Here is a 13,400-nt window from a genome sequence, read left to right on the forward strand (position 1 = left end):
CCATGGCAAACGTGCAAAGCGGCAAAATGATCGTCGGTCTCGATATCGGCACCTCCAAGGTGGTGGCGCTGGTCGGCGAGGTTGCGGACGACGGCTCGCTGGAAATCGTCGGGATCGGCACTCATCCGTCCCGCGGCCTGAAGAAAGGCGTGGTGGTCAACATCGAGTCCACCGTGCAGTCGATCCAGCGCGCGATCGAAGAAGCCCAACTGATGGCGGGCTGCCGCATTCACTCGGCGTTCGTCGGCGTGGCGGGCAATCACATTCGCAGCCTGAACTCCCACGGCATCGTCGCGATTCGTGATCGCGAAGTCAGCTCGGCTGATCTGGAGCGCGTACTCGACGCCGCCCAGGCGGTGGCGATCCCGGCCGACCAGCGTGTGCTGCACACCCTGCCGCAGGATTACGTGATCGATAACCAGGAAGGCGTGCGCGAGCCGCTGGGCATGTCCGGCGTGCGTCTGGAAGCCAAGGTTCACGTGGTCACCTGCGCCGTCAACGCCGCACAGAACATTGAAAAATGCGTGCGTCGCTGCGGTCTGGAAATCGACGACATCATTCTCGAGCAACTGGCCTCGGCCTACTCGGTCCTGACCGACGACGAAAAAGAGCTGGGCGTGTGCCTGGTCGATATCGGCGGCGGCACCACCGACATCGCGATCTTCACCGAAGGCGCGATCCGCCACACGGCGGTGATCCCGATTGCGGGCGACCAGGTGACCAACGACATCGCCATGGCGTTGCGCACCCCGACCCAGTACGCCGAAGAGATCAAGATCCGCTACGCCTGCGCCCTGGCCAAACTGGCCGGTGCCGGCGAGACCATCAAGGTGCCGAGCGTCGGCGACCGTCCGCCGCGCGAACTGTCCCGTCAGGCCCTGGCCGAAGTGGTCGAGCCGCGTTACGACGAACTCTTCACCCTGATCCAGGCCGAGCTGCGTCGCAGCGGCTACGAAGACCTGATCCCGGCCGGCATCGTGCTGACCGGTGGTACGTCGAAGATGGAAGGCGCCACCGAACTGGCCGAAGAAATCTTCCACATGCCGGTCCGTCTGGGCGTGCCCCATGGCGTGAAAGGTCTGGATGACGTGGTACGCAACCCGATTTATTCCACTGGCGTTGGCTTGTTGATGTACGGCCTGCAAAAGCAGTCCGACGGGATCTCGTTCTCGGGCATCGGCAGCCGCGACAGCTACAGCAACGATGAGCCGCAGGCGCCGTTGCTGGACCGTTTTAAGAAGTGGATTCAAGGCAACTTCTAACGCTTTACCGCAGCACCGCAACAAACAGCAGTAGGCGAAAAAACTAGAGAATGTAAGGAGAGGGAAAATGTTCGAACTCGTAGACAACATCCCCGCAAGCCCGGTAATCAAAGTTATCGGTGTTGGCGGTGGCGGCGGCAACGCTGTCAATCACATGGTCAAGAGCAACATCGAAGGCGTGGAATTCATCTGCGCCAACACCGATGCTCAAGCGCTGAAAAACATCGGCGCGCGCACCATTCTGCAATTGGGTACCGGCGTGACCAAAGGCCTGGGCGCCGGCGCCAACCCGGAAGTCGGCCGTCAGGCTGCGCTGGAAGATCGCGAGCGCATCGCTGAAGTGCTGGCCGGCACCAACATGGTGTTCATCACCACCGGCATGGGCGGTGGTACCGGTACCGGTGCGGCGCCGATCATCGCCGAAGTGGCCAAGGAAATGGGCATCCTGACCGTTGCGGTCGTGACTCGTCCGTTCCCGTTCGAAGGTCGCAAGCGTATGCAGATCGCCGACGAAGGCATTCGCATGCTCTCGGAAAGCGTCGACTCGCTGATCACCATTCCGAACGAAAAACTGCTGACCATCCTCGGCAAGGACGCAAGCCTGCTGTCGGCTTTCGCCAAGGCTGACGATGTACTGGCCGGTGCCGTTCGCGGTATCTCCGACATCATCAAGCGTCCGGGCATGATCAACGTCGACTTCGCCGACGTACGTACCGTGATGAGCGAAATGGGCATGGCGATGATGGGCACTGGCTGCGCCAGCGGTCCGAACCGTGCACGTGAAGCCACTGAAGCGGCCATCCGCAACCCGCTGCTGGAAGACGTGAACCTGCAAGGCGCACGCGGCATCCTGGTGAACATCACTGCCGGTCCTGACCTGTCCCTGGGTGAGTACTCCGACGTGGGTTCGATCATCGAAGCCTTCGCTTCCGAGCACGCGATGGTCAAGGTCGGTACCGTTATCGATCCGGACATGCGCGACGAACTGCACGTGACCGTGGTTGCCACCGGTCTGGGCGCGAAAATCGAGAAGCCTGTGAAGGTTATCGACAACACCGTTCACACCTCGATGGCCGCTGCTCAGGTGCAGCAACCGGCACCCGCTCGTCAGGAGCAGCCAGCGGTGAACTACCGTGACCTGGACCGTCCGACCGTCATGCGCAACCAGGCTCAGGCCGGTGCTGCGACTGCCGCGAAGATGAATCCGCAAGATGACCTGGACTACCTGGACATCCCGGCCTTCCTGCGTCGTCAGGCCGATTGATGAAATGTATCAGGGGTATTCAGGTGATTGGTGTTCAGCAAAGGCTCGGTCTGCTATCATCGCCAGCCTTTGTTGATACCAGTTCGCAATTTGCGCTGAAGCGGCCCATGCCATGATTAAACAACGCACACTGAAAAATATTATCCGTGCCACCGGTGTAGGTCTGCACTCCGGGGAGAAGGTTTACCTGACCCTCAAGCCTGCACCTGTCGACACCGGGATCGTCTTTCGTCGTGCCGATCTCGATCCGGTTGTCGAGATACCGGCTCGCGCGGCCAACGTCGGCGAGACAACCATGTCGACGACGCTGGTCAACGGTGACGTGAAGGTAGACACGGTGGAGCACTTGCTCTCGGCCATGGCTGGCCTGGGCATCGATAACGCCTACGTCGAGCTCTCCGCGTCTGAAGTCCCGATCATGGATGGCAGCGCAGGACCTTTCGTATTCCTGATTCAATCGGCTGGCCTGGAAGAACAGGACGCCGCCAAGAAATTCATCCGCATCCTGCGTGAAGTGACAGTGGAAGACGGCGACAAGCGCGCCACTTTCGTCCCTTTCGAAGGGTTCAAGGTGAGCTTCGAGATCGATTTCGATCACCCGGTTTTCCGGGACCGCACCCAAAGTGCAAGCGTGGATTTTTCCAGCACTTCGTTCGTAAAAGAAGTCAGCCGCGCCCGTACTTTCGGTTTCATGAGTGACATCGAGTACCTGCGCAAGCACAACCTCGCACTCGGCGGCAGCGTGGAAAACGCGATCGTGGTCGATGCCGATGGCGTACTGAACGAAGACGGCCTTCGCTACGAAGACGAATTCGTGAAGCACAAGATCCTCGATGCGATTGGCGACCTGTACCTGCTGGGCAACAGCCTGATTGGTGAGTTCAAGGGCTTCAAGTCCGGCCACGCACTGAACAACCAGCTGCTGCGCAAGTTGATTGAGCAGAAAGATGCCTGGGAAGTCGTGACGTTCGAAGACGCCAGCACTGCACCAATCTCTTACATGCGCCCGGTTGCGGCGGTGTAAGTAAAAAACCTCTCTAGTTTTTTGAAGGCCACCTTTGGGTGGCCTTTTTTTATGCCTGTTTTCAGGCGACGACGACCCGGTTTCTCCCACCTTCCTTGGCTTGATACAACGCCTTGTCCGCCGCGAACAACAGCTGCTCCAGACTGATTTCGCTCGTCGACGTCCAGGTACTGATACCGACGCTCACGGTCATCGGTGACTGGTCTTGATTCAGGCTTGGCAATTGCTCCACCGCTGTACGAATGTGTTCGGCGATCTGCTGCGCCCCGGCACTGTCGGTTTCCGCGAGGATCACCGAAAACTCCTCACCGCCATACCGCGCCACCAGATCCGCCGGACGCCGCACATTGGCGGTGATCACCCTGGCCAGTTCACGCAACGCGTGATCTCCGGCCTGATGCCCGTGCCGGTCATTGAAGGCCTTGAAGTGGTCGGCGTCGATCATCAGCAATGACAGTGGCTTGCCCGAACGCTGGGCGCGGAACCACTCGTGGCGCAGCGACTGATCGAGCATTCGCCGGTTGGCGACCCCGGTCAGGGCATCGGTCGCCGCGAGCTGCGCCAGTTCATGTTCGGCCCGCTGACGCAGGCGCAGCTCTCGGGCCAGCAGCCAGGTCAGCCATAGCAGACCGGCACACAACACGCCGGTGGCGCCGCTGATCAGGATCGCGGTGCGTCGCCACGCGCCGAACACTTCCTCGCTGGACAGGGCAACGATCACCGTCAGCGGCAGATTGCCGACCCGCGAATAGGTGTACAGCCGTTGCTGATAATCCATGCTCGAAGTGCTGTTGAAACTGCCATTGCCGTTGCTGTCGCGCAGAATCCGCACCACATTGGGCCGGGCGGCAAAGCTCTTGCCGATCGAATCGCTCTGCAGATAAGGCTTCTGCGCCAGCAGGATGCCGTCGTTGTTGATGATGTTGAGGGTGCTGTCGATGCCGATGTCGAGGCTGTTGAACAGTTGATCGAAGTAATCGAGTTTCATCGACGCCACGGCGACGCCCAGAAACTCACCGGTGTCTGAAGAAATGCGCCGACTGAAACTGATCCGCCACTGGTTCGCGTCATCGCAGTCGCAGCGGGGTTTGAACGGACGGCTGATGAACATGCCGGTGTCGCGGTTGAAGGCGTGGGCGAGGAAGTAGTCGCGGTCGGCGAAATTGCCCGGCAGCGGATCGACCCGCGAGGAGTCGGCAATCACGTCGCCATACTTGTCGAGCAACAGGATGTCGCCCTTGAAGCGCGCAGTGGTGGAGCGGTCGAACAGCGCTAGGTGGCGGATCTGTGGCGACACGTCTTTCAGGTCGTCACGCTGGGCGGCGGCGATCAGCCCTTGCAGCGTCAGGTCATACAGCTCGACGGTGCGCAGTACATCGGCGTCGATCAACTGGGCGATGGTGGTGGCGCCACGGGTGGCCGATTCCTGGGCGTTGGCGCGTTCACGGATCAGCAGGAACGTGACGATGCAGACAATCGCGATCACGCTCAGCAGGCTGCCTGAGATCAACAGCAGCTCGGAGCGTCCGGTCATGCCGGGAACGGTAGGGGTGCGGCTCGCGATCATGGTCCGGTTTTCGGTTGGGGATTCTTCTAAGCGTAGTTGTACCCGCTCGCTGCCACAGGCAAGAAAAAGGCCAGCGCGTCAGGCTGGCCTTTTATCGCAGTGCCGATCTTAGAAGACGTTGATCGGGTAGTCGATGATCACACGGTATTCATCGGTGTCCGTATCGATTGCGCCGTAACCGTTGCCGCCGCGGTTGGTCGCCCATTGCAGGCATACCGCCAGGTCTTTGGCCTGGCCGCTCTGCACCACGTATTTGAGGTCGATGTCGCGCTCCCAGTGTTTGGCGTTGCGACCCTCGGCGCTGTACCACGAGGCGTAACCCTTGCTGTCCGGATCGACTTTGGTCAGGTCCAGCGTGCCGCGCGAATAGGACAGTGCCGAGGTCAGGCCCGGCAGGCCGACGCCGGCGAAGTCGTAGGCGTACTTGAGTTTCCACGAGCGCTCGTTCGGGCCGTTGAAGTCCGAGTACTGCTGCGAGTTGTCGAGGTAGACGCTGTCGCCCTGGCTGATGTAATCGAACGGCGTGTTGCCGTTGACCCGCTGATACGCGGCGGTAACGCTGTGGCTGCCGATGCCCACGGTCAAATGCAGGCTGTAGGTGTTGTTGTCGATGTTGCCCAGCAGCGCGTCGCCGGTGTCCTGGGTGTGATAGAAGTGCAGGCCCGGGTTGAGGGTCACCAGGTCATTCAGTGCCCAGGTGTAGTCGAGGTCGTAGTAGTACTGGTTCCAGATGTCCTTCAGCTCGGAAGCGTACAGGCTGCTGGTCAGGCCTTCGACACCGCTCCAGGCCACGCCGGCCCAGTTCAGGTGCTGGCTCTTGTCGCCGTCGGTTAGGGTGCCGTAAGAGGTGCCGATGCGTTTGTGGCCGCTCTGGTTGTAGGGCTTGGTGAAGCTGGCCTGGCCGCCTTCGATCATCCAGCCGTCGAAGCTGTGGTTGGTCAGGCTGATGCCGCGAAAGGTCTGCGGCAGCATGCGCGTCTCGCCACCGGCGATCACCGGGTTGGCGAGGAACAGATCGCCGGCTTTCAGCTCGGTATCGAACGCGCGCATCTTCAGGGTGCCACCCGCCGTGGAGAACGAACCCGGCGCTTTGCCGCTGCCGTCACTGACCGGCAGGATGCTGGAGTTGTCCGTACCACCACCGCCGTCGAGTTTCAGGCCGAGCATGGCGTGCGCATCGAGGCCGAAGCCGACCGTGCCTTCGGTGTAGCCCGACTCGAATTTGCCGAGGAACCCCTGGCCCCACTCGATGTTGTCGTCCGTCTGCTGCAGGCGGTTGCGGTTCATGTAGTAGTTGCGGGCATTGAGGTTCAGGCTCGAGCCTTCGACGAAACCTTGCTGCTCGGCTTCGGCAGCATGGGCGGCGGGGGCAATCGTTGCGGCAATTGCAATGAACAGCGGGGTGAAGCGAACTGGGTAACGCACGTGCGGTAAAGCTCCTTGGGTCAACTGACACTTCAATGTCATGAGGTGCGGGATGTTTCCAGTTGTCAAAGACGTACCAGACAGCTTTCAGACCACAACGAAAAAAGGCCGCTGAAAATCAGCGGCCTGCAAGGACGACGGTTGAACGGGAAGAGCCAAACAACCGCGTCGAGGGAAACGTTGCGCAGTGCGCGACTCAGCTGTCTTTCTCGGAGGCTTGAGCCTGAGAATTTAAGGCCTGCGGGGCTTGCGTAGCGTCCTGAGCCTTGGCCATCACTTCTGCCTGATGCTGTTCGAATGCGTGAGCGCGAGCGGCGTTTTGCGCTACAAACGTCTGGGATTCTTCAGCCATCGCCATCGGCGACAGGATCAATGAGGACAAAACGAAAGCGCTGGCAATACCCATACTGTTGGACATCTTGAAAACCTTCTTGCTTGGCAAGTGCTGTTTGGTGCGGGCAAAGATAAGGTTGCCGGGCGTTGTGAAACAGCGTGATTTTCATAAATGACTGTTACAGCGGAAGCAAAGATCAACGGGTGATCATTCCAGGACTCGGCTTGGGAACACCTTGATGGAAGCTCTGTGTTCGGCTTTGGAGTGGAACGCGGAGCGTCCCGGGCTGCATTCCCACGCGGAGCGTGGGAACGATCGGGAGAGGGGTCAGACGGGGAGGTGGATTCCGAAGGTGTTCATCCCGCGATCACTGCGCACAAACACATCGCCGCCGTGCATTAACGCGATCGCCTTGACGATCGCCAGCCCCAACCCGTGATTGTTGCCACTGTTGCTGCGCGACGCATCGACCCGGTAGAAGCGCTCGAACAAGCGCGGTAAATGCTCGCTGGCAATCGGCGAACCGGGGTTGGCTACGCCGATGCTGACCTTATGTTCCTCGACCGCGATCTGCACCTCGATCACTTGGCCGGGCGCCGTGTGTTGCACCGCGTTGCTCAGCAGATTGATCAAGGCCCGGCGCAGATGGGCGATCTCGATCTGCACCTGCGCATCACCGCTTACCCGAACCTGGACTTGCGCATCTTCGAGGATGAAGTCGAGGTATTCGAGGGTGGTCGCCACTTCATCGGCCAGCGAGGTCGAGGTCAGTTTGGTGGCCTTGCTGCCCTGATCGGCGCTGGCCAGGAACAGCATGTCGTTGATGATCGAGCGCAGGCGCTCCAGCTCTTCGAGGTTGGATTGCAGCACTTCGAAATAATGCTCGGCGGAGCGCCCGCGAGTCAGGGCGACCTGGGTCTGGCCGATCAGGTTGGTCAGCGGCGAGCGCAGTTCATGGGCGACGTCGGCGTTGAAGGATTCGAGCCGCGAATAGGCTTGCTCAACCCGCTCCAGCGTCGAGTTGAACGAGTCGACGAACTGCTCCAGTTCCGGCGGCAACGGCGACAGTCGCAGACGCCCGGCCCGCAACGGCGGTGCCAGACGCTGGGCTTCCTGGGACAGTTTGATCAGCGGCTTCAGGCCGATCCGCGCCACCCAGTAACCCAGTGCCGAGGCCAGCAGCACGCCGATCACCGCCAGACTCACCAGCGCAATCAGTAACTGATGCTGGGTCTGGTGAAAGGTCTCGGTGTCGATGCCGATCATGAAGCGCAGCGGCGGGCGTTGATCCTTGGCCGGCAGTTCGGTCAGCAGTACTTTCAGCGGATAGGGATGGTCGGGCAGTTGCAGGTCGCGCATGCCCAGCGGGCCTCGGGCAAACGCACGGATCAAGGCATCCGGCTCGCCAAACTCGTAGCCCGGATTGCCGCTGACCACCCAGAAACGGATGCGCTTGTCTTCTTCGCCGAGCAGCTTGAGCTTGGCGTTGATCTTCACCCAATGCTCGGGGGTGCCATAGCGGTTGAGCGCGGATTCCAGCACGCTGTAACGCGCATCGAGTTCCGCTTCCGGCAACAGACCCAGGCCTTTGTCCACTTGTTGATACAGCGCGCCGCCGATCAACAGGAACACCAGCAGCGCCACCAACGTGAACATTCCGCTCAGGCGCAGGGCGATGGAATTACTGGACACCACGGCTCTCCAGCACATAACCCATGCCACGGATGGTGTGCAGCAGTTTCTCGTCGAACGGCCCGTCGAGCTTGGCCCGCAGGCGTTTGATCGCGACTTCGACCACGTTGGCGTCGCTGTCGAAATTGATGTCCCAGACCATTTCGGCAATCGCGGTTTTCGAGAGAATTTCGCCCTGACGCCGGGCCAGCACGCTGAGCAGCGAAAATTCCTTCGCGGTCAGATCCAGCCGGGTGCCGGCGCGGGTGGCTTTGCGGCTGATCAGGTCAATCCAGAGGTCGGCGATGCTCACTTGTACCGGTTCATGGCCGCCACTGCGCCGGGTCAGCGCTTGCAGGCGCGCCACCAGTTCGAGGAAGGAAAACGGTTTGCCGAGGTAATCGTCGGCGCCGTCGCGCAGGCCTCGGATCCGGTCTTCGACCCGCTCGCGGGCGGTGAGCATGATCACCGGCGTCTGCTTGCGCGCGCGCAATGCGCGCAACACGCCAAAGCCATCGAGGCCCGGCAGCATCACGTCGAGGACGATCACCGCGTAGTCGCTTTCCAGCGCCAGGTGCAGGCCCTCGACGCCGTCGCGGGCCCGATCCACGGTGTAACCCTGTTCCGTCAGGCCGCGGTGCAGGTAGTCCGCGGTTTTTTCTTCGTCTTCGATAATCAGAACGCGCATGACCCGCCTCAGTCTGTCGTTGCCAGCGCCGCGACGGGCGCCGGTTTGGGCTTGTGGAACAGCCGCTCGAGCCACAAGTATATGACCGGCGTGGTGAACAGCGTCAGCATCTGGCTGACCAGCAGGCCGCCGACTACGGCGATCCCCAGCGGCTGGCGCAGTTCCGCGCCGGTGCCGTAGCCGAGCATCAGCGGCAGGGCGCCGAGCAGGGCGGCGAGGGTGGTCATGATGATCGGCCGGAACCGCGTGATACACGCTTCGAAAATCGCATCCTGCGGCGACAGCCCGCGATGGCGCTGGGCTTCCAGGGCGAAGTCGATCATCAGGATGCCGTTCTTCTTCACGATACCGATCAGCAACACCAGCCCGATCAGCGCCATGATCGAAAAGTCCTGGCCGCAGATCCACAGCATGATCACCGCACCCAGCCCCGCCGCCGGCAAGGTCGAGATGATCGTCAGCGGATGGACGAAGCTCTCGTAGAGCACGCCAAGGATGATGTACACCGCCACCAGCGCCGCGAGAATCAGCCACGGCTGACTTTTCAGCGAACTCTGGAACGCCTGGGCCGCACCCTGGAAGTTGCCGCTGATCGCGGTCGGCATGCCGATCTCGGCCTTGGCCTGATTCAGCAGAATCACCGCGTCGCCCAATGCCACGCCGGGCGCCAGGTTGAAGGACAGGTTGGCGGCCGGGAACATGCCGTCGTGGGCAATCGACAGTGGGCCGATGGTCGGCGCGTCGAATCGGGCCAGCGCCGACACTGGCACCATTTCCCCGCTCAGCGGCGAGCGCAGGTAGAAATAGTTGAGGCTTTCGGCCTTGCCGCGCTGTCTGGTGTCCAGCTCCAGAATTACGTTGTACTGGTTGACCTGGGTCTGGAACTCGTTGATCTGCCGCTGACCGAAGGCGTCGTACAGCGCCTCGTCGACATCACTCGCCGTCAGGCCGAAACGCGCGGCGGCGCTGCGGTCGATGCTGATGTGGGTGATGCTGCCGCCCAGTTGCAGGTCGTTGGAAATGTCACGGAACGCCGGGATGCTGCGCAGCTTCTCGGTGAGTTTCTGGGTCCAGGTGGCGAGGGTCGGCCCGTCGTTGCTCTTGAGCACGTATTGATATTGCGCACGGCTCGGGCCGGAACTGAGGTTGATGTCCTGGCCGGCGCGCAGGTAAAGCACGATGCCGGGGACTTTCATCAGTTGCGGACGAATGCGGTCGATGAACTGGCTGGCCGAAACATCGCGGTCTCCGCGTTTTTTCAGGGCGATCCAGAAGCGACCGTTGGCGATGGTCTGGTTGCTGCCGGACACACCGACCGAGTGGGAGAACGCCTGCACGGCCGGGTCGGCGGCGACGATTTCGGCCATCGCCAGGTGTTTTTTCACCATGTCGCTGTAGGAGATATCGGCGGCGGCTTCGGTGGTGCCGAGGACGAAACCGGTGTCCTGCACCGGGAAGAAACCCTTGGGGATAAACACGTAGCCGCCAATCGCCAGCGCCACGGAAATGCCGAACACGCCGATCATCAATTTCTGGTGAGCGAGGGCGCGGCGCAGGCCTTTTTCGTACCAGCCGAGCAGCCGTTCGCTGAAGCCCGGTTTGTCATGGGCGTGATGCACCGGTTTGCGCATGAACAGCGCTGCCAGCGTTGGCGCCAGTGTCAGGGATACCACCACGGAAATCATGATGGTCGAAGTGGCCGTCAGGGCGAACTCCTTGAACAGCCGCCCGACCACGCCGCCCATGAACAGCAGCGGAATGAACGCCGCCACCAGCGAGAAACTGATCGAGACCACGGTGAAACCGATCTCGCCGGCGCCCTTGATCGCGGCGTCGCGCATGCTGTCGCCGGCCTCGAGGTGACGGTGAATGTTTTCCACCACCACGATGGCATCGTCGACCACGAAGCCCACGGCCACCACGATGGCCACGAGGGTCAGGTTGTTCAGGCTGAAACCGAGCAAATACATCAAGGCGAAACTGGCGGTCAGCGACACGCCGAGCACCGCCGAGACAATCATCGTCGCCGACAACTGGCGCAGGAACAGCGCCATGACCGCCACCACCAGCAGGATCGCGATCAGCAGGGTGATTTCCACTTCATGCAGCGAGGCGCGGATGGTCTGGGTGCGGTCGATCAGGGTTTTGACCTGCACCGAGGCCGGCAGCATGGCTTCGAGGCCGGGCAGGGCGGCCTGAATCCGGTCTACGGTTTCGACGATGTTGGCGCCGGGCTGGCGGGAGATCACCAGGTTCACGCCCGGCCGATCACCGGCCCAGGCCTGCACGTAGGCATCTTCCGAACCGTTGACGACTTTCGCGACATCCTTGAGGTGAACCGGGGCGCCGTCCTTGTAGGAAACGATGAGCTGGCTGTATTCCTCGGGGTGGAACAACTGGTCGTTGGTCGACAACGTGGAAATGCTCGATTCGCCGTACAGCGCGCCCTTGGCGAGGTTGAGGCTGGTCTGCTGGATCGCCACACGAATGTCGGCGAGGGTCAGGCCGATGGCCGCCAGTTTGTCGGCCGAGGCCTGTACGCGGATTGCCGGACGTTGCTGACCGGTGATGTTGATCTGGCCTACACCGTCGATCTGACTGATCTGACGCGCAAGGAGGGTTTCCACCAGGTCGCTGAGTTCAGTGCCGGGCATTTGCGTGGAGCTGACGCTGAGGATCAGCACCGGGCTGTCCGCCGGGTTGACCTTCTTCCAGGTCGGCAGGGTCGGCATGTCTTTCGGCAGTTTGCCAGCGGCGGTGTTGATCGCGGCCTGCACTTCCTGGGCGGCGGTGTCGATGCTCTTGTCGAGGGTGAATTGCAGGGTCAGCAACGTGGAGCCCAGCGCACTGCTGGAGGTCATCTGGGTCATGCCGGGGATGGCGCTGAATTGCACCTCCAGCGGCGTGGCCACGGACGAGGCCATGGTGTCGGGGCTAGCGCCGGGCAGTTGGGCGGAGACCTGGATCGTCGGAAATTCCGCTTCCGGCAGTGGGGCAATCGGCAGACGCGGGAAGGCAATCACCCCGACCAGTACCAGCGCGATGGTCAGCAGAATCGTCGCCACCGGGTGATCGATGCACCAGGTCGAAACGCCTTTGTGCTGCTTCATGGCTTGGGCTCCGCTTGCACCACCTGCGGCGGTTCGCTCATGACCTGCACGGTCGAACCGGGCTTGAGCCGCGACTGGCCGTCACTGACCAATACGTCGCCGGGCTTCACGCCCTTGATGATGTCCTGACCGCTGCCCTGGTAAACCATTTGCACCTGCACCGCTTCAACCTTGTCGCCGTTGACCCGGTATACAAAGTGTTGGTCCAGACCGCGTTGTACGACGGTGGGCGGGACCACCAGCGCATCTTTATCCAGCGCTGTCTGAATCTTTACCGTCACCAGCAGGCCCGGCCAGAGTTTCTGGTTGGGATTGTCGAACTCGGCCTTGGCGCGGATGGTGCCGGTGTTGGCGTTGATCTGATTGTCGATCAGGGTCAGGTGACCTTCGCCGAGCAGGTTGCCGGTTTCGCCATCGGTGTCGGCGCCGATGTAGGCCTTGACCTGGGCGCGCTGCGGGTCGCTGATCAGGCCTTGCAGGGTTGGCAGCATTTGCTGGGGCAGGGAAAACTCGACGGCGATCGGGTCGATCTGGGTCACGGTGAACAGACCTTGGGTGTCGGTCATACGCAGGAAGTTGCCTTCGTCGACCGTACGAATCCCGACGCGGCCGGTGACCGGGGAGCGAATCTGGGTGTAGGAAAGTTGTACCTGTGCCGCGTCAATCGAAGCCTGATTGCCCTGGGCGGTGGCCTTGAGCTGGTTGACCAGTGCCTGTTGCTGGTCGTAGGTCTGCTTCGATACACCGTCGTCGACGCTGAGCAGTTTGTAGCGCTTGAGGTTGACCAGCGCCACTTGCAGTTGTGCCTGGCTTTCGCCCAGTTGTGCGCGGGCCTGGTCGAGGCTGGCGCGGATCGAGCGGTCGTCGATGGTGGCGAGCAGGTCGCCTTGTTTCACTAACTGACCTTCCTTGACGAGGAGCTTGGTGAGGATGCCGTCGATCTGTGGGCGTACCACGACGCTGTGCAGTGAGAGGACCGAGCCGATGCCGCTGGTGTAGCGGGGGACGTCTTTTTCGCTGACGGCGACGACTCTGACCGGGATGGCGGTGGGGGC

Annotated in this window: 10 protein-coding genes; 3 read left to right on the forward strand and 7 right to left on the reverse strand. The window is 61.5% G+C overall.

Features of this window, described 5'->3' with window-relative positions; all coding sequences use genetic code 11:
* Positions 1–2: 2 nt before the first annotated feature.
* The 3 genes from ftsA to lpxC all read left to right on the forward strand — a co-directional run bounded on the left by ftsA (position 3) and on the right by lpxC (position 3,550).
* Positions 3–1,262, forward strand: coding sequence for a cell division protein FtsA (ftsA, locus tag AC07Y2_RS24550; protein WP_039766239.1), 1,260 nt, complete (start codon positions 3–5; stop codon positions 1,260–1,262).
* A gap of 67 nt (positions 1,263–1,329) precedes the next feature.
* The gene (gene ftsZ, locus AC07Y2_RS24555; RefSeq protein WP_007956754.1) at positions 1,330–2,526 is read left to right on the forward strand and encodes a cell division protein FtsZ; all 1,197 of its coding nucleotides are present in this window, start codon (positions 1,330–1,332) and stop codon (positions 2,524–2,526) included.
* Positions 2,527–2,638: 112 nt separating this feature from the next.
* Entirely contained in the window at positions 2,639–3,550 is a 912-nt protein-coding gene (gene lpxC, locus AC07Y2_RS24560) for a UDP-3-O-acyl-N-acetylglucosamine deacetylase (RefSeq protein WP_007956752.1), read from the forward strand.
* Between the two features lie 61 nt (positions 3,551–3,611).
* Here lpxC and AC07Y2_RS24565 read toward each other — a convergent pair whose 3' ends face one another.
* The 7 genes from AC07Y2_RS24565 to AC07Y2_RS24595 all read right to left on the reverse strand — a co-directional run.
* Positions 3,612–5,117, reverse strand: coding sequence for a sensor domain-containing diguanylate cyclase (locus AC07Y2_RS24565; RefSeq protein WP_103387035.1), 1,506 nt, complete (start codon positions 5,115–5,117; stop codon positions 3,612–3,614).
* Between the two features lie 108 nt (positions 5,118–5,225).
* Entirely contained in the window at positions 5,226–6,542 is a 1,317-nt protein-coding gene (locus AC07Y2_RS24570; protein WP_103387036.1) for an OprD family porin, read from the reverse strand.
* Positions 6,543–6,738: 196 nt separating this feature from the next.
* Positions 6,739–6,960 carry a hypothetical protein gene (locus AC07Y2_RS24575; protein WP_039766234.1) on the reverse strand — a complete coding sequence of 74 codons (222 nt, stop codon included), beginning with the start codon at positions 6,958–6,960 and terminating at the stop codon, positions 6,739–6,741.
* A gap of 243 nt (positions 6,961–7,203) precedes the next feature.
* Positions 7,204–8,568, reverse strand: coding sequence for a heavy metal sensor histidine kinase (locus AC07Y2_RS24580; RefSeq protein WP_103387037.1), 1,365 nt, complete (start codon positions 8,566–8,568; stop codon positions 7,204–7,206).
* The gene (locus AC07Y2_RS24585) at positions 8,558–9,235 is read right to left on the reverse strand and encodes a heavy metal response regulator transcription factor (RefSeq protein WP_011335857.1); all 678 of its coding nucleotides are present in this window, start codon (positions 9,233–9,235) and stop codon (positions 8,558–8,560) included. Before AC07Y2_RS24585 ends, AC07Y2_RS24580 begins: the two co-directional genes overlap by 11 nt.
* 8 nt (positions 9,236–9,243) lie before the next feature.
* A complete protein-coding gene (locus AC07Y2_RS24590) occupies positions 9,244–12,345 on the reverse strand; it encodes a multidrug efflux RND transporter permease subunit (RefSeq protein WP_103387038.1) in 3,102 nt (1,033 codons plus the stop codon).
* The coding region (locus tag AC07Y2_RS24595; RefSeq protein ID WP_103387039.1) for an efflux RND transporter periplasmic adaptor subunit at positions 12,342–13,400 on the reverse strand (1,059 nt) is incomplete at its 5' end. The genes AC07Y2_RS24595 and AC07Y2_RS24590, both read right to left, overlap by 4 nt.

This window comes from Pseudomonas sp. GW456-12-1-14-TSB6, from assembly GCF_059424205.1.

Excerpts from the sequence above, each read along its gene's own strand:
- ftsZ (WP_007956754.1), top strand. The coding sequence starts at position 1,330 with ATGTTCGAACTCGTAGACAACATCCCCGCAAGCCCGGTAATCAAAGTT.
- AC07Y2_RS24565 (WP_103387035.1), bottom strand. The coding sequence starts at position 5,117 with ATGATCGCGAGCCGCACCCCTACCGTTCCCGGCATGACCGGACGCTCC.
- AC07Y2_RS24575 (WP_039766234.1), bottom strand. The coding sequence starts at position 6,960 with ATGTCCAACAGTATGGGTATTGCCAGCGCTTTCGTTTTGTCCTCATTG.
- AC07Y2_RS24590 (WP_103387038.1), bottom strand. The coding sequence starts at position 12,345 with ATGAAGCAGCACAAAGGCGTTTCGACCTGGTGCATCGATCACCCGGTG.
- ftsA (WP_039766239.1), top strand. The coding sequence starts at position 3 with ATGGCAAACGTGCAAAGCGGCAAAATGATCGTCGGTCTCGATATCGGC.
- AC07Y2_RS24585 (WP_011335857.1), bottom strand. The coding sequence starts at position 9,235 with ATGCGCGTTCTGATTATCGAAGACGAAGAAAAAACCGCGGACTACCTG.
- lpxC (WP_007956752.1), top strand. The coding sequence starts at position 2,639 with ATGATTAAACAACGCACACTGAAAAATATTATCCGTGCCACCGGTGTA.